At 63.4% G+C, this 15,402-nt stretch carries 18 protein-coding genes; 10 read left to right on the top strand and 8 right to left on the bottom strand.

From position 1 onward, the window contains the following. Positions 1-132 precede the first annotated feature (132 nt). The 4 genes from SPYCA_RS02625 to SPYCA_RS02610 are packed head-to-tail and all read left to right on the top strand — an operon-like array spanning position 133 to position 2,903. Complete coding sequence (locus SPYCA_RS02625) at positions 133-864, top strand: type-F conjugative transfer system pilin assembly protein TrbC (RefSeq protein ID WP_232003477.1); 732 nt, start codon at positions 133-135, stop codon at positions 862-864. Continuing rightward, positions 836-1,435, top strand: coding sequence for a S26 family signal peptidase (locus SPYCA_RS02620; RefSeq protein ID WP_062770252.1), 600 nt, complete (start codon positions 836-838; stop codon positions 1,433-1,435). The genes SPYCA_RS02625 and SPYCA_RS02620 overlap by 29 nt, the downstream gene beginning before the upstream one ends. Beyond that, positions 1,435-2,322, top strand: coding sequence for a conjugal transfer protein TraF (locus tag SPYCA_RS02615; RefSeq protein ID WP_062770255.1), 888 nt, complete (start codon positions 1,435-1,437; stop codon positions 2,320-2,322). The genes SPYCA_RS02620 and SPYCA_RS02615 overlap by 1 nt, the downstream gene beginning before the upstream one ends. Then, positions 2,319-2,903 (top strand): hypothetical protein, encoded by a 585-nt coding sequence (locus SPYCA_RS02610; RefSeq protein ID WP_062770264.1) that lies wholly within the window; start codon positions 2,319-2,321, stop codon positions 2,901-2,903. Before SPYCA_RS02615 ends, SPYCA_RS02610 begins: the two co-directional genes overlap by 4 nt. 11 nt (positions 2,904-2,914) lie before the next feature. Here SPYCA_RS02610 and SPYCA_RS02605 read toward each other — a convergent pair whose 3' ends face one another. Further along, on the bottom strand, positions 2,915-4,081 hold the full coding sequence (locus SPYCA_RS02605) for an ATP-binding protein (protein ID WP_062770267.1): 1,167 nt from the start codon (positions 4,079-4,081) through the stop codon (positions 2,915-2,917). 99 nt (positions 4,082-4,180) lie between these two features. On the opposite strand from SPYCA_RS02605, the gene SPYCA_RS02600 reads away from it, so the two are divergent. Together SPYCA_RS02600 and SPYCA_RS02595 are read left to right on the top strand one after the other, a co-directional pair. Continuing rightward, a complete protein-coding gene (locus tag SPYCA_RS02600; RefSeq protein WP_062770270.1) occupies positions 4,181-5,593 on the top strand; it encodes a conjugal transfer protein TraH in 1,413 nt (470 codons plus the stop codon). 5 nt (positions 5,594-5,598) lie between these two features. Continuing rightward, positions 5,599-9,333 (top strand): conjugal transfer protein TraG N-terminal domain-containing protein, encoded by a 3,735-nt coding sequence (locus tag SPYCA_RS02595; RefSeq protein ID WP_120218836.1) that lies wholly within the window; start codon positions 5,599-5,601, stop codon positions 9,331-9,333. Here SPYCA_RS02595 and SPYCA_RS02590 read toward each other — a convergent pair. Both SPYCA_RS02590 and SPYCA_RS02585 read right to left on the bottom strand, forming a co-directional pair. After that, entirely contained in the window at positions 9,330-9,776 is a 447-nt protein-coding gene (locus tag SPYCA_RS02590; RefSeq protein ID WP_120218835.1) for a hypothetical protein, read from the bottom strand. The genes SPYCA_RS02595 and SPYCA_RS02590 overlap by 4 nt on opposite strands. 163 nt (positions 9,777-9,939) lie before the next feature. Beyond that, positions 9,940-10,347: a MarR family winged helix-turn-helix transcriptional regulator gene (locus tag SPYCA_RS02585; RefSeq protein ID WP_120218834.1), complete on the bottom strand. Its 408-nt coding sequence runs from the start codon at positions 10,345-10,347 to the stop codon at positions 9,940-9,942. 232 nt (positions 10,348-10,579) lie between these two features. Here SPYCA_RS02585 and SPYCA_RS02580 point away from each other — a divergent pair, with 232 nt between their 5' ends. Together SPYCA_RS02580 and SPYCA_RS02575 are read left to right on the top strand one after the other, a co-directional pair. Next, on the top strand, positions 10,580-10,819 hold the full coding sequence (locus SPYCA_RS02580) for a ribbon-helix-helix domain-containing protein (protein ID WP_172594965.1): 240 nt from the start codon (positions 10,580-10,582) through the stop codon (positions 10,817-10,819). A 3-nt stretch (positions 10,820-10,822) separates the two neighbouring features. Next, entirely contained in the window at positions 10,823-11,251 is a 429-nt protein-coding gene (locus tag SPYCA_RS02575; protein ID WP_120218832.1) for a putative toxin-antitoxin system toxin component, PIN family, read from the top strand. Here SPYCA_RS02575 and SPYCA_RS02570 read toward each other — a convergent pair. The 5 genes from SPYCA_RS02570 to SPYCA_RS02550 form a co-directional block, all read right to left on the bottom strand. After that, the gene (locus SPYCA_RS02570; protein ID WP_232003474.1) at positions 11,248-12,102 is read right to left on the bottom strand and encodes a HEPN domain-containing protein; all 855 of its coding nucleotides are present in this window, start codon (positions 12,100-12,102) and stop codon (positions 11,248-11,250) included. The two genes, SPYCA_RS02575 and SPYCA_RS02570, sit on opposite strands and share 4 nt — an antisense overlap. A 102-nt stretch (positions 12,103-12,204) precedes the next feature. After that, positions 12,205-12,519: a type II toxin-antitoxin system RelE/ParE family toxin gene (locus SPYCA_RS02565; protein WP_120218830.1), complete on the bottom strand. Its 315-nt coding sequence runs from the start codon at positions 12,517-12,519 to the stop codon at positions 12,205-12,207. A gap of 2 nt (positions 12,520-12,521) precedes the next feature. Then, entirely contained in the window at positions 12,522-12,779 is a 258-nt protein-coding gene (locus SPYCA_RS02560; protein WP_120218829.1) for a ribbon-helix-helix domain-containing protein, read from the bottom strand. A gap of 90 nt (positions 12,780-12,869) precedes the next feature. Beyond that, complete coding sequence (locus tag SPYCA_RS19470) at positions 12,870-13,139, bottom strand: DUF7662 domain-containing protein (protein WP_120218828.1); 270 nt, start codon at positions 13,137-13,139, stop codon at positions 12,870-12,872. Between the two features lie 46 nt (positions 13,140-13,185). After that, positions 13,186-13,392 (bottom strand): RNA polymerase subunit sigma, encoded by a 207-nt coding sequence (locus SPYCA_RS02550; RefSeq protein WP_120218827.1) that lies wholly within the window; start codon positions 13,390-13,392, stop codon positions 13,186-13,188. A 407-nt stretch (positions 13,393-13,799) separates the two neighbouring features. Between SPYCA_RS02550 and SPYCA_RS02545 the strand changes: the two genes are divergently transcribed. Together SPYCA_RS02545 and SPYCA_RS02540 are read left to right on the top strand one after the other, a co-directional pair. Then, positions 13,800-14,384, top strand: coding sequence for an RNA polymerase sigma factor (locus SPYCA_RS02545; protein ID WP_120218826.1), 585 nt, complete (start codon positions 13,800-13,802; stop codon positions 14,382-14,384). Continuing rightward, positions 14,381-15,343 (top strand): FecR family protein, encoded by a 963-nt coding sequence (locus SPYCA_RS02540; RefSeq protein ID WP_120218825.1) that lies wholly within the window; start codon positions 14,381-14,383, stop codon positions 15,341-15,343. The genes SPYCA_RS02545 and SPYCA_RS02540 overlap by 4 nt, the downstream gene beginning before the upstream one ends. The last annotated feature ends 59 nt before the right edge of the window (positions 15,344-15,402 follow it).

The raw sequence follows: 15,402 nt of genomic DNA, 5'->3' as shown, positions 1-15,402 counted from the left end.
CCGCGCCTTGCCGCGCTGATCGCGCTCGCCGGATGGGCGGGGATGCCCAGCGCCGGGACAGCGCAGGTGTCGCCGGGGACCGAAGAGCCCTCGTCGGCGCGCAGTGAGATCGAACGCGAAGGCAATGCCGCGATGGAACGGCTGCGCGGCGCAATCTCGCGGCCAAAAGTCGAGCCTGTCCACGCTCCATCGGAGCTGCCGGAGCCGACCGAAGCCGAGCGCCGCCGCGCCTTCGAAGCCCTGCGCGGCCACTCCAAGTCTCCGGCAATGGAATCACGTGCGCGCGACGCGCTCAAGGCCGGCAAGGATCGCTTCGCTGCCGAGCGCGAGGCGATGGCGAAGCGGCTCGGCCAGGCGCTCGGCCTCGAAGCGCCCGACATGAAGGCCATCGCCGATGCGGGGCCGGCGCAAGCGACCAAGGGCTGGGTGCCCGTGCTGTTCGTCTCCTCGTCGATGCCGACGGCAACGCTCAGAACCTATGCCGCGCAGGTTGAGAAGGCGCGCGGCGTGATCGCATTTCGCGGCATGCCGGGCGGGATGACCAAGGTGGCGCCGATGGCGAAGCTCACCGCCGAGATGCTGCGGCTCGATCCGGGCTGCGAAGGCCCGGCCTGCGTGATGCGCGACATCCAGGTGATCGTCGACCCGCTGGTCTTCCGCCAGCACGGCGTCGCCCGCGTGCCTGCGCTCGCGATGATCCCGGGCGATCCGGCGCTCCCCTATTGCGAGCGCGAGGACGAGAGTCCGCGCGCTTCCCATGTCGTTTACGGTGACGCGGCGCTCTCCGGCCTGCTCGAAGAAATTGCCCGCCTCGGCGGAAAGGAGGAGGTGCGCGATGCTCAGTCACGCCTGGAAGCTCGGTAAGCGACTTGCCATCGCGCTGAAAGGACTGCCGCGCCGCGCGGCGGTCGCGCTCGGCAGTGAAGGGCTTGGGCAGCCCGCGCGCCCGAACCGGCTATGGAAGGCCTGCGCGATCGTCATTCCCTCGGGCCTTTTCGCCTGCTGGGCGATGGCACAGGTCACTTGGGTCATGTCGCCGTCGATCGACGCCTGGGCCGTGCGCGCCGCGCCGGGGCCGATCGCGAAAGGCGACCTCGTCATGTTCACGCTCTCGCATCCGCTCGCGGGACCAAAACCTGTCAATGTCACCAAGTTCGCGCTCTGCTTTCCCGGCGAGCGCATCAGCCTGATCGAGAAGCCTTCGACCTTCGAACCCAATGCGCTCGACGGCTGGTATTTCTGCGAAGGCAAGCTGCTCGGTATCAGCAAACCGTTCGGGCGAAACGGCCAGCGGCTCGAGCATTGGCGTCCCGACAACGGGCTGATCCTGCCCGGCACCATCTATGTCGGCTCGCACCATCCGAGCGGGTTCGACAGCCGCTATTATGGCCCGGTGCCGATCGGCGAGCTCAAGCGGATGGAGAAGTTGTTGTGATGCGCGCTTCCCTGCTCTCGCTCGTCGCGCTGGCCGTCGGCGTTGCGGTGCCCGCTGCGGCTCAGCTTTCCCGCACGGCTCAGCCCGAACCCAAGCAAGGCTATTGGTGGTATCAGGCCCCGCCGCCTAAGGATGACGATGCGGACCCCGAAGCGCTGGCGAAGCCCCGGATTCCGCCGATGGCAGAGCTTGCGCGCCTAACGCCGCCGAAGATCCGCAAGCTGATCGAGGCGCAGCGCGACTATGCCGCGACCGTGCTCACGATCGATGCCGTCGCCGATTTCTGGCGCTTGCAGGACTTTGCGAGGCGAAAGGCCCGCGCCTTCGCCGGCGTCACCCAGGTCGCGATGCTTCATCACCCCGAACTCAGCGCCAAGTCCGCCAACCCGATGGTCGGGGACGCGCGTGCCACGATGGGGGCCGAGAAGGAGCAGGTCCGGCGGCACTATCTTCGCGGCCAGGCCGGGCAGTTCGCGCTCGTGATGTTCTCGCGCTCGAGCTGCGGATACTGCCGCGTGCAGTGGCCGATCATCGAGCGCTTCCGCGAGGAAACCGGTTGGCAGGTCACGCTGATGGACATCGACCAGCGGCCCGAACTCGCCACGCGGTTCGGGGTCGAGATCACGCCGACGACGATGGTGATCCGCCGCGGCAGCGCCCAGCGCATGGTGATCGCGAGCGGCGTCGAATCCTATCCGAACCTTTCGCAGACCGCTTACCAGGCGGTGCGGCTGCTGCTCGGCGATATCCGGCCCGAGCAATTCCTGACCGGCGCGGGCGAAGAGGACGGCTTCTTCGATGCCCTGTCGGCGGGGCCGGTCTCTGCGACCGATCCCCGCGTACTCGGCGGCGATCTCGTCACCTCGAGCCTTGAACCTCGGCCATGAAGGCGCGCGCCCTCCTCTCGCTGCTCTGCGTCGGCCTCGCCTTGCCGGCGCTCGCGCAGTCCCCTTCGCGCGAGCAGGCGGCGCGCGCCGCGATCCACCCGGTTGCGAGCGCGGCCGAGATGAACGTCTGGCTCGCGCGCGTTCCGGTAACGCGGTCCTTTCCGCCTAACTTCGCCGAGGAGTTGCGCGGCGCGGGCGGCGCCTTCATCGTCGAGATGAGCACGGCGCCGGGCTGCCTCCCCTGCGCCGACCTCTGGCCGAAGCTCCAAGACCTCGGACGCCGTTATGGCTGGCGGGTTCGGGCGCTCGGCGCCGACGAAGCGATGCTGCGCTCGGGTCGGGTCGGCCTCCCCTGGGTCGGGCATCCCGTAGCCTGGGTACGCCCGGTGAAGGACGCGAACCGTATCATCCCGATCGCGGTCGGCACCGACCATAGTCCGAACCTCGCGCGCAATCTTTATCTGTCCGCCAAGATGCTGACTGGGGTGAAACCCGCTGTCGGCGTGCGTGCGCTTTCCAAGTTTACGGGGATCGTCGGGAACAGTCCGGGAGCGCCATCGCAGCGCAGTGCCAAGCCATGAACACTGCCCGCCTATACCTCCGCGAGAAGTGCATGACCGGCGACCACAACCGGCATCACTTCGACGCCATCGGCAAGCGGGTAGCGCTCGCGGCCGGGATAGATCAGCAATCGCTTCGCGGGCGAGAGATCGTCGCAGGCATGATGAAAGCCGCGTTCAAGCTTGGGTTGCAGGCTCCTCTTAATCTCGATTGCCCAAAGCTCGCCGCCAGGAAGCGTCAGCAGCAAATCGATTTCCGCGCCCGCCGCCGTCCGATAGAAATTGGCTTTCGTCCCCTCCGGGGCAGCGGCGGTCAGCGTTTCGATGACGAAACCTTCCCAACTTGCCCCCGCGATGGGATGGCCGAGAATATCTTCGTAGGACGAAAGCCCAAGCAGTGTGTGAACGAGTCCGCTGTCGCGGACATAAATGCGCGGCGATTTGACGAGACGCTTGCCTGCGTTGCTGTGCCACGGCTCGAGACGTCGGACCAAGAGAAGATCGACCAGAAGATCGAGATATCCAGCGACCGTCTTGCCGTCGACGCCGAGGCTCCGGGCAAATTCGGCCGCATTGAGAAGGCCGGATTGATGATGTGCGAGCATCGTCCAGAAACGGCGGAGTGTCTCGGCCGCGATGCGGGGACCGAACATTGGAATATCGCGTTCGAGATAGGTGCGGATAAAATCCTGCCGCCATCGCTGGCTTGCCCGATCGCTCGCCGCAAGGAAGCTATCGGGAAATCCGCCGCGTACCCAAAGCCGGTCAATTTGATCATCGCCGACTTCAAGCCCGTCGAGCGGACGCATTTCGAGGTAGCTGATACGTCCGGCGAGACTCTCTCCCGACTGGCGCAGAAGATCGATCGATGCCGAGCCGAGGAGCAGGAAGCGGCCTGTCCTTTGGCCTCTACGCCGACCGGCGTCGATCAGCCCGCGCAAGATCTGGAACAGTCCCGGCAAACGATGGACTTCGTCGAGGATGACCAGCTTGTCCGCATGTCCGGCAAGATAAAGTTCGGGTTCCGCCAGCTTGGCGCGATCCGCATCGGACTCGAGGTCGAGGTAGATCGAGGGTCTGGATTCGCCGATTTCAACCGCGAGCGTGGTCTTGCCGACCTGTCTTGGGCCGATGAGCGCAACAGCTGGCACTTCGGCCAACCTTTCCGCCAGTTCCGTCGAGATACGGCGATCAATCATCCTTGCATTTATGGAGTTCTATTCCAGTTTTGCAAGGTTAATTTGCATAACATGCTGATCATGGCGAACCCGGCCCGAGAGGATTGAAAGGAGCAAGTCATGCCAAAATCCCGCCAGATGATCGCTGCGCTCACTACGCTATCAGCTATGGGAATGGCCGCGCCGGCTCATGCCCAAAGCTGGGCCGAGCATTGGTTCGACAATGTGACCTACACCTCGCCCGGCAGCTTCGAGGATCAGGCGCGCGGCTATGTGACCGCGGGCGGCTTCTCGGGCCGCGTCGACGTCCACAACGATTACCTCATGAGCGTGACGTTGCCGAAAGTGCGCGCCGGCTGCGGCGGGATCGACATGTTCCTCGGCGGCATGTCCTTCCTCGATCCCGAGTATCTCGTCCAGAAGCTGGAAAGCATCCTGCAGGCCGCGCCCGCCGTCGCCTTCCAATATCTCCTCGAAACCCTCGACGAGAAGATGGGCAACATCATCTCAAAGATGGAGGCGGCGACCAACTATCTGAACTCGATCCAGGTCAACGACTGCCGCCTCGCCAACCGCATGGTCCAGATCGCCAAGGGCGACGACAATATGTCAGGGATCATCGAGGAGATGACCGGCTACAAGTCGATCAAGGAAGGCTATGCGAAAAGCTATCAGCAGAGCCGCGAGAAGATCCAGGCGAACCAGAACAATCCGACGGAAGACCTGCGCGACGCGCTCGCCAACTGCCCGCGCGAGGTCACCGACATCTTCCGCACCGGCTCGCTCCTCGCCCATGCCGCCGCGCGGGTCGGCGCGAGCGAATGGACCGGGGTCATGCGCGCCCGGGTCGGCGACGTCTATATGCGCTGGGATGCCACCGACAAGGTGCCGCTCTTTTCGGCGATCCCCGCCTGCCCGCGGCAGGAGACCGAAGGCGTCGAGGACTTCCTGACCGGACGTGTCCAGCGCCGCGCGCTCAATATCCCGCCGACCGGCGCCGATTGCGGCGTCGACGGACCGGGCCGCGGCGCGCTGATCCTCGCGCGCGAGCGGATGCAGGCGATCGCGACGAAGATCCGCACCCGGGCCGCGCTCACGGCCGAGGAACGCCAGTTCGTCGCCAATGTGAAGACGCTGCCGATCTACCGCATGCTTGAGTGGGGCGTGCGCGAAGGCGTCGAGGACAGCGTGATCGGCGACACCGACGAACTGGTGGCGCTGACCCTCGCCTACCAGATGCTCAACGACCTCACGCGCAGTCTCGATTTCGCGCTGTCGAACGCCGAGCGCGGTACCACCGCGGCGGGCGCCGCCGATGCCGGAAACTCCAACATCTGCCAGACGCGCATTCTCACCAAGGGGATCGAGCAGCTCCAGGGGCTGCGCGAGGAGGTCCTCCGCCAGCGCGCCCAGATGCGCCAATCCTATATGGCCGCGCTGAACCAGGCCAACCTCTCCGCCAATTACGCCGGTCTCGTCCGCCAGCGCGACCGCGATGCTCGTGATGCCGCGGGCGCCGCGGCCAACCGCTGACCGCCATGCGCGCGCCCTTCCCTTCCACGCTCGCCGCCGCCTTCGCGCTCGTTCCCGCTCCCGCGCTGGCGCTCGAGACGAGCTTCCACACCTATGACGGGTTCAACGAGACGGTCGACGCGTTCCGCCTTGTCTCGATGATTTTCGCCGACCCGCGCTACGAGACGCTGGTGGTGATCATCGCCGTCGCCGGCATCGCGCTCGGCGCGCTCCTCGCGAGCGTGCGCGGCAACGGCATGGGCATCGTCGCCTTCGGCTTCCAGACGCTCGTCGGCATCGGCCTCTTCGTCGGCCTCGTCGCGACGACGGGAACGGTCCATGTCTACGACCGTGTCCGCAATGCCTATCAGCCGGTCGGCGACGTGCCGAACCTGATCGTGCTCGTGGCCGGCGTCACCAACATGATGGAACGCGCGATCGCCGAGACGATCGACGACAATACGCTCGATCCCAATGCCAAGCTCGAGTTCGGCGCCGGCGGGCACAGCTTCGATCTCTTTCTCAATGCCGTATCCCCGCGCGGGCCGATGACCGACAGCTTTCTCGACGCGACGATCAAGGACTATGTCCGCCAATGCTACCCGGTCGCGCGCGTGTCGCCCGCCTATGGCATCGACGACGATCAGCTGTTTAGGACCACCACCGACCTGCCGCAGGCGTTCGCCGCGATGGCGGGGCCGGCGACCTTCAGCACGGTGTTCACCGCCTCCGACAAGGGCGGCACCACGGTGAGCTGCACCGAGGCATGGACGCATATCTCAGACCGCCTCTCCGATCCGGCGCTTTTCGAGGATTATAGCCGGCAGGTGTGCGAACGCACCGGCTATGACATATCGAACGCCGCCCAGCTCCAGCGCTGCCGCTCGAACCTTGGCGCGCTCGGCGACAAGATGCTCGGCACCCCGCTCACGCTCCAGCAACTGATGACCAACATCAACCTCGGTAACGCCGTCGGCGACGTGCTCTTCGAAGACAGCCCCGCGACCGCGGCGCGCGTCATGGCGAACCGCGCCGTCGTCTCGAGCGGGCTTGCCACCATGTCGACCGCGAACGAATGGATGCCGACGATCCGCGCGACCGTCTTCGGCATCATGCTGTTCATGATGCCGATCGCCCTCCTCTTTATCTTGACCCCGATCAACCTGCGCGTCGCGAGCTTCGCGCTCGGCCTCTTCGTGTTCGTCGCCATGTGGGGGGTGATCGACGCCGGCATCTATCAGCTGACCCTCGGCCGCGCGATGGACGTGCTTGCCGAGATGCGCTCGAACCATGTCGCCGCCAATGCCTGGATGCTCGCGCCCGGCTCGGCCATGAAGGCGCTCGCCATCTTCGGATCCTTCCGAACCGCCGCCGCCGGGCTCGCCGGAGCTTTCGTGTTCACCGTGTTCCGCTTCTCGGGCAATGTGTTCACCTCCTTCACCAGCGGCGCGCTCGGGGCGCAGGGTCAGGGCACCGCGGCCGCGACCCCGATCATGACACACGAAGGCCGAGCGCAGGCGCTCGAGGCGCAGGCGTCGGCGAGCGGCACGATGGCGCGGCGCGGTGCGACGTCGAGCTTCGGGGATTTCGGGGAGCGCTCGACGCTCGGCAGCAACCGCGCCTTCGGCGCCGCCGGAACCTATCTCGCCGATCGCACACCCGGCGTCGGCGGCACGACGGGCTTTGCGCTCGGCGCAACCGATGCCGCGCGCGACCTCGGCAACCTCGCGCCCGCTCTGGTCGGACGCGATCTCACCCATCCTGCAACGGCGGCGGCCGTGCGCGCCAATGCGACGACGGCGGCGATCCACAATTTTGCGGAGAAGGATGCGCTGCGCGGGCTCGGCACGAGCTATTTCGGCGAGGGACAGGCGGGCGAGCGCGCCTTTGCGCGCTTCACGCAGAACATGGTCCAGTGGAAGGCCTTCGGCGACACGCGCGCTTACGACATGATGTTTCAGGGCGCGCAGCGGCATTTCGAGCGCAACGGCTATGCGGGGAAGGACGCCGAGCTCAAGGCTTCGACCGTGATCGCGCAGGTGTCGGCCGACCCGACCTTCGCCAAGCTGATCGCCAACAGCTTCGACCAGGAGCAGATGCTGCGGAACGACCTGACCGGCGCGCAGATCAATGTCGGCGCAATGGAAGGGCGCCGTGACTACGCCAGCGACAATGTAGCCGCCGTCGAGCGGCGGAATGTCGCGACCGAGCAGGCATATCGCACCGGCAGCAACGAGGGCCAGCGAAACGCCGCCGCAATGCTCGGCCTTCCCGTCGACGAAACCGCGCGGCGTATCGGCTTCATCAACACCCTCTCGGGCGAGGCGCGCTCGTCCGCCATCTCCTCCCTCTCCCGCGCGACGGGACGCAACGAGGCGCAAGTCATGCGCGCGCTAGAAACCTATAACGCCTCGGTCCAGCTCGGCACCGCCGATGGCGCGACCGAGCAAGCCGGACGCGAAGGCACCAGCGTCTATGGTCGCACCCGCGAGGCAGCGGGCTATGACTTCGCGGAACGGTCGGGCAAGCTCGACGCGCAGCGCGAGATCGGCCATTCGGGCGTGCGCGGCTCCGCGCGGATCGGCGAGCAGCGGCGGCAGAGTGACAATTTCGGGTTTGCGGAAGGGGCGGCCGCGGCAGGCGTTTCGACGCGCGAGGCGGCGCAGCTCGATACCTTCATTGGGGCGCTAAGCCGCACGGCGGGGAACCAGGTCGACATGGCCGAGGGCGGCGCGGCGGGCATCGCCGATCGCGCACGCAACGAGCGGCTGACGCGTATCGTCGACAATGAGCGGCTGACGCGCATGCAGGGCCTACTGCGCAGCGAGGGCATCAACATGACGAAGCGCGAGCTCGCGATGGCGCAGAATGGCGACCTCAATCTCAATGTATCGCCCGACGTCGCGCGCCAGCTCCGGGCGGCAGGACTCATCAACGACAGCCAATATGGCGCCATCGCCGAAGGCGGCCGCGCACGGTTCAGTTTCGCGGACAATGATCTGCTGGTGTCGAGCAGCACGGGATTCTCGCAATCGGCGCGCAGCGACACCAGCACCAAATATGAGGCCGGCAAGCTGGCCGGACCCGACACGATCGAGAATATGCTGAGCAGCGAACAGGGTCAGGCCATGATGGCGAACTGGCTCAAAGGCGGGTTCGAGATGGATCGCAATGGCGAGTGGCGGCTTAATCCGCAGGTGGCCGATACGCTGCAGCGCGATGTGTCGGCAATCATGGCGCAGACGGGTTGGCAGCGTTCGATATCGCGCTCGGCACAGGATCAGATCACCATGGGAACGACTGTCGGCGGCAACATCGGCGGCAGCGCGCAAAGCAGCGATTATGCTTCCCGTGGCGGTAAGCAAAAAGGCGGTTCACGATCGCAAACCGCGACTTCGGGAAATGTCGGCGGAAGCCTCGGGTTTTCCAGCCGCGACGTCGGGATCAGCAGTGAAAACGCCCAAGCTTCCCTTGATATCGTCAACTATGAAGTTCGCGGGGCGATTTCCGCAGCAGAACGCGCCGCCGCGCGGTCAGAAACTCCCGAAGCGACGTTCACCCGCGAGTTGAACCGACAAGTGCTTGGACAGGAAGGGCTACGGAATCGCTATCTTGGTCAGGCCGATTCCGCGCGAGGTACTGCGGACATCACGGCCCCGATGACGTCGTATGAGCAGTCATCGATCTTGAGCAAAGGCCGGTTCTCGACTGATCTCGCCAACGGTCCATTCGACGGAGATAACAGCGACAAGAAGCGCTAGATTCGCGAGCCGTTGTTGGGACTGAGCGGATTGCCGATATAGATCGTGCCCGAGAACGGATCGTAGATATCGCCTACGGGACGCAAATGGTCTGGGGGATACCGCAGAGTTTCCTGCTCGATCTTGATACGTTCGAGTTCCTCGATTTCCTCATCCGAGAGCGGGTCGCCGGCGAAAGGCCTATCGAGCCACGCGCGCACGAATCCGAACCCCAGAACGAGCAGCGCCGTGAGCGGGAAGAAGAGGATGGTCAGATAGCCAGCGAATGCGCTCTCGAAGAACGGCCGAAGGGCTGGGTTCTTCAACGACGCCGCCGCCACCGTCCAATATATTGGGATCGCTGCCCACCAGAGCTTGGCATACCACGGGCGCCACAGCCAATCGGCCGCAGCGGGCTGCGGAATTTCAAGCTCCGGGATCGCTGAAGAAGGCGTGTTCTGCATGGCTTACCTCGCGTTCAAATGTAGCATCGACGGCAACGCATGGGAATTCGGAGTGGTGCCGAAATCGAACGAATTACCTCGGGAGCTAAGCGACATGTGCTCCCCTCGCCGATTTCGATTGCACGCTCGCCACGCCCCCTCCCTTCCCTCAGGTTGCAATGGGCTAATTCTTCAGGGCTGGCGCTGCAGCCCTGTTCGCCACGCAATCGTCAAAGATGCACCGAAGAGATGCTCTCCCGCGTGCCGAAAGCGCCACATTTGTTCGGCGCGCATCGTGCGGATCTCGTTGACGTTCGACGATCGCGCGCGCTTCTAGACTTTGGGTCAGCCGAACGGCCGTCGCGATCGAAACGCCGCTCGCATAGCCGAGGCTGGATACGGACAATCGTTTGCTAGCGGCGTCAGCTGAATAAAGCTCGAGCAAGATGATCCAGCTTGCAGGGCTCAGGCTGATTTCCCGGATATAGCGGTCCATTATTCGCCGCTCCATGAGCAGCTCGCGGCAGAAACGCAGTCGGTTGGCTTCGACATCGAAAGTCGGATCATCTTGATGTGCCGCGACATCCGACATTCGCCCAAACCAAGCCTCTGCGCTTTCCGGCGCGAAAAGCCAGATAGGCAGGCGCCGCAGACGAAAGCTGCGGCCCGGCGCCGGTCTTGCAGAGGCTCGAATATTGGTACCACAAAAAACGAGCCTCCCGTTTGCTTGCGGTGATTCCAACGCCCCTTAGGCTGGTCGGTTGATAGACGGCACATAAGATGATAAGCGTATAACCGCTTTAGCGACGATGAGGGAATGTGTGATGGGCGAAGTAACCCGCTGGACGGTGAATGTCGCACCGGAAACCGACATCGATGTCCGAACCTATCTTGCCCAGCGTGGCATGAAGAAGGGCGACCTGTCGCGTTTTATCGAAGAATCGGTGAAATGGCGCCTGCTCGACCTGACGTTGGCGGAGGCCCGTGCCGGTTTCGATGACCTGTCACCGGAGGAGATGGATAGTCTGATAGACGAAGCGGTTGCCGACGCGCGTCGGAACTGACGCATGCGCGTCATTATCGATACCAATGTGCTTGTGAGCGCCCTGTTGCATGAACGGTCGCTGCCCTACCAGCTGATTGCCCTATGGCGTCAGGGCAGGGTCGCGCTGGTCACATCTGCCGAACAATTGGACGAACTTCGGCGCGTCACTCGTTATCCGAAAATCCGCGCTCGGTTGAACCCTGCAGTCGCCGGACGACTGGTCAACGAATTGAAGGGTGCTGCCATCATGGCGCAGGACCTGCCCGACGTTTCTGTCAGCCGCGATCCATGGGACAATTATCTGCTGGCGATGATCGAAGAGTCGAAAGCAGGATATCTGATCACGGGCGACAAGGCCGACTTGCTGAGCCTGGAACGCCATGCCGGAGCACAGATCGTCACAGTACGAGAATTCCTGAAACTGATCACGGGCAACGAACCAGGATTTTAGCTGCCGCCGGCAGCTTTCTTCAGGTCCGCGATATGTGAACCGCAGATCGCCTCGACGATCGCGCGCAATTTCTCGGCCGACGCTGCAAGCGCTTCGAGGTCGGCAGCGCTAATTTCGTAACTGGCAGAGTATCGAGCCTCAACATAAGCGCGTTTCAGCAATTCGAAGCGGCGGCGGTCGATCTTACTGTCGCGAGCCCAGGCTTCAACCAGGCGCGGCTCGCGGTCCTCTGCGAGCGATCGCAGGAACTTGATATTGTGCGAGCGTGGAAAATAGAACGTGTTTGCAAGCAAATAGCACCCGTAAAGCCGCTCAACGGCTTGGTGCAATGCGAATGCAGCTCCCTTTAGCCATCCCCCGTCAAGCATGGCCTTACCAAACTCGAAATCGAACGCTTCCAGTCTGCGCCCGGCTTCCGCAAAATTTGCCGAGAAATACCCCACGGCCATTTCATAGGCATCAACTGGCGTCAGCGGCTTCGGCGTTGCCAAAGGATGGTTCGGCAGGTCGTATAGCATCACGCCATCGCGGATGATATCGACCCAGAAATATTCGCCGCGGCTGAGCGCGCGGTTCACGTCGGCGAGCGTATGGACAATGATGTTCAGCGTCCGTCCGACATCGGGGTCGCGGAGGATCTTGTCCTCGGCGATGTACCAATGGTCGGAGATGTCGGTGAGATCCTCATGGCTGACAACGATCAGCAGGTCGAAATCGGACTGATAGCCATTCTCCGGCTCATCGACCCAATCGTCGCGGGCATAGCTGCCGAACAGGATGATCTTCAGGATCTTGCCGTTGCGTTTGCCAGGCTGTGTCGCGCGCTCGATCGATCGCGCGAACTCCTCCATCAGCACGGCCTTGATGCGTTCGAGTTCGCCCTGCTGCTTTGCCGGAAGGTGGTCGATTTCTGTTTTCATTTTCGCCCTGCGCTTCGGAACTGCCGCAGCCCCTTATGCCGCGGTGTCGTCGCGGAAACGATCCATCTGATGCATGCGTTCGTGAAGGATCGTAACGATGCCCGCAGTTCCGTCGCCGAGCAAACGCCAATAGACATAATGATGTTCGCACTTGCCGTAATAGCCATCAACACCGAATTCAGCCGGAATAGCCCGCCAAAGAAGCTCGCGCCTGGCGATCCGACCAAAACAGTCGAAAAGGCCCCGCACATAGGCTTCTGCCTGCGCATCTCCCCACTTCTCCCGCGTATAGGCATAGATTTCGTCGAGCCGCTGCCCGGCGATCGCGGAAACCCGAAAATTAGCCATCGTCAGTTTCGGCGCGCCCGACCGATCACCGCATCGGCATCGAGAGGCACGAAGTCAGAGTCAGGCGCTGCGAAGGCCCTTTGCAACTCCGCCTTCAAGCGGGCGAATTGCTCCGCTTCCGCGCGTTCCTTATCGCGCCGAATGAGATCACGGACATATTCGCTGACATTCTCATAGGAGCCGTCGTCGCCAACATTGGTCGCCACGAAATCGCTGAGGGCGCCGCCAATACGGACATTCAGGGTCGTTTGTTTGTTCATAAAAACCTCGCGTCCGTCACAATGTAGAGGAATAATATGGACAATCAATCCTGATCATATTGACCCCGGCATAGTCGGATATCTTTCTAGCTACTGGCCGCCGCTTCGACGACGGAAATAGACGCATTCGCGAGCCGGTTTGGCAACCGCCTCGAAGCCCGCATCGAGCCAGACACGTCGATGGGGCGGCTCTACTTCCGAAAACTCTGCCGCTGACCACCAATCGGCACCGAACGCCGCGCGCGGAAGAACCGCGCCAATGATGCTCTCGATGTGCGAAAAGCTGAGCTCGACGCCATCGGCATCGTGGCAAACCCTCCACCGCCTGAGGAAGGCGCCAAGCGCATCATATTTTCCCATGACGCCGTTTCAGGGCGGTGGCGTCTCGAAGTCAAGGGCGCGGCCTTCAATAGCGCCAGATCTGCCACCACGGCGGGGGCGGCGTGGTGATCAGGATATGGACGGCGCGCGCAAACGCCTTCTCGATCTCTTCAATGCCCATGCCGTGTCTTTCGGCCAAATCCTCGTAGCCCGCGTTCTCGAACCGGATCGCAAGAAAGACGGCGCGATCGAACGGCTCCATTCGGCGGATCGCCCGCCGCGCGATCCGCAACCGCTTACTCCCGCTCCCGTTGCTGGACATGATGATCCTCCTGCCAGACCGGCAGCCTGAGCGACCGCCACCACCTTTCTGACTCCCCCCCTTCACTCCCTGCATTCCGAACAAGAAGCGCGCGCATCCCCTTGCTTTTCCGAGTGTCCGGGCACGATGAGGCATGGTCCGGCGGAAGTCTTGCTCTTGGAAAGCAATCGATTATGCTGAACGGGCATCGGGCTGGCAGGCGGCGCGATGCCGGGGCTTGAGAACCCTTTGAGCAAAAACACCTGTTCGCCATCCTGTCCGGGTGGCCGTCGCGTATGTACAAGCCTTCGGGCTAAAGGCGACGGCGCACGCGCCTCAAGTGTGTTCTCAACACCCGGCTTTAGGCCGCCTTTCCTCCCGTCCGGGAAGGCGAGACAATGGATTATGACGAAGAGGCTGCCGAAGCGCGCCGGCGAGCGGAGCCTGCATTTCAGATCGAAATCGATGACTGGGGCAACCAGCATAAGTCTGCGGCTATCGAAGCCATGTATCAAGAGCACCAGCCGCAACTTTCCCGTTTCCTGCGCCGACGGACGAATTCACAGGATGTCGGGGATCTGGTCCAGGAGTGCTTCCAACGCCTTGCCGCAAGCGGCGCGGATATTGTGTCGCGGATCGAAAAGCCCGGAGCCTATTTGGCACGAGCGGCACGCAACCTGCTCATCGAACGTGCCCATGTCGACCGGCGTCGCTTCGCCTCGGCACATCATGAATATGACGATACCGAGCATCCAGGGTCCGACCCCCACGCCGCGCTCGAAGCAAGGGACATGATGCGCCGTGTCGAGGACCGTCTCGAACGCCTGAAACCGAAAACCCGCGACATCTTCCTGATGCACCGGTTCGAGGGTATGTCCTATGCCGAAATTGCGGCTGCAACAGGAATGAGCGAGAAGGGCGTGGAAAAGCAAATCGCCAAGGCCATGACGGCAATCCTTCGCGTAAAAGGTCCGCGGTCATGAGCCGCGAGGTACAAGCGGGAAAATGGTTCGCGCGCATGCGCGCGAGCGATGCGGCGGCTGATCGCGCGAAGTTCGATGCGTGGATGGCCGATCCCGAAAATGCCGCGGCCTATGCCGAGGCGGAAAAGCGCTGGGCGGCTCTCGATGTGAATGTCGCGGGCCGGATCAGGGCGCGTGCGCTGCGCCCTTCCGGATCAAACCGGCTACGCTGGGCAACGGCTTTCCTGCTCGTCGTCATGCTTGCCCTCGGAGGCGCCTGGTATGCCGGGCGTGCCGGGACCGGTCCGCAAATCGCGACCCGGTCCGTCGAGGGCGAAGCCGTTCGGCTGGTCGACGGCACATTGGTTGAACTCCTCGACGGAGCGAAGATCGAGACCAGATTTTCGGAGCGTGACAGGGAGGTCGTCATGACCGGCGGCCGTGCCCGTTTCACCGTAGCGCACGATGCCTCCCGGCCCTTTCGTGTCATCGCCGGGGGATCCGAAATTGTCGCACTCGGCACCATCTTCGAAGTCGATCTGACACGACGCAATCCGAGCGTCCGGCTGGTCAGCGGCTCTGTCGATGTGCGGGCGACAGCGCCCGGCGGACGCACGGTCAGACTGAACCCCGGCGACACGGTCGAGGTACAGGGCGGCGAACCGCTTCATCTGCCGCGCGGCGACGCCGCTCGGTCGACGCCCGACACGGCAATGACGCTACCCGTGGCAAACGTCCAACCGACATCTCGGGTCGTCGCCGACAAGTTGCCGCTCAGCGAGGTCATCGATCAAGCGAACCGGGTGAACAGCAAGTCAATCCGGCTGGCTGACCCCGCGCTCGGATCGCTTGAGGTCACGGGCCGGTTCGATGTCACCGACAGCGCGTCGCTCGCGCGAAAACTCAGCGCGGTTTTCGGACTTTCGGCCCAAGAGAGTGACGGCGCCATCATCCTGTCCCGAAAAAAAACGGGGGGATAATTCAGCCGGCCTCGTCTCGCCCTTCCAGACGGCCATCACGGCCGCGCGGGAGGGAAAGA

The organism is Sphingopyxis sp. FD7 (assembly GCF_003609835.1).
In the GTDB taxonomy this organism is placed as follows: Bacteria; Pseudomonadota; Alphaproteobacteria; order Sphingomonadales; family Sphingomonadaceae; genus Sphingopyxis.
This window is presented reverse-complemented; position numbering and strand designations above follow the sequence as displayed.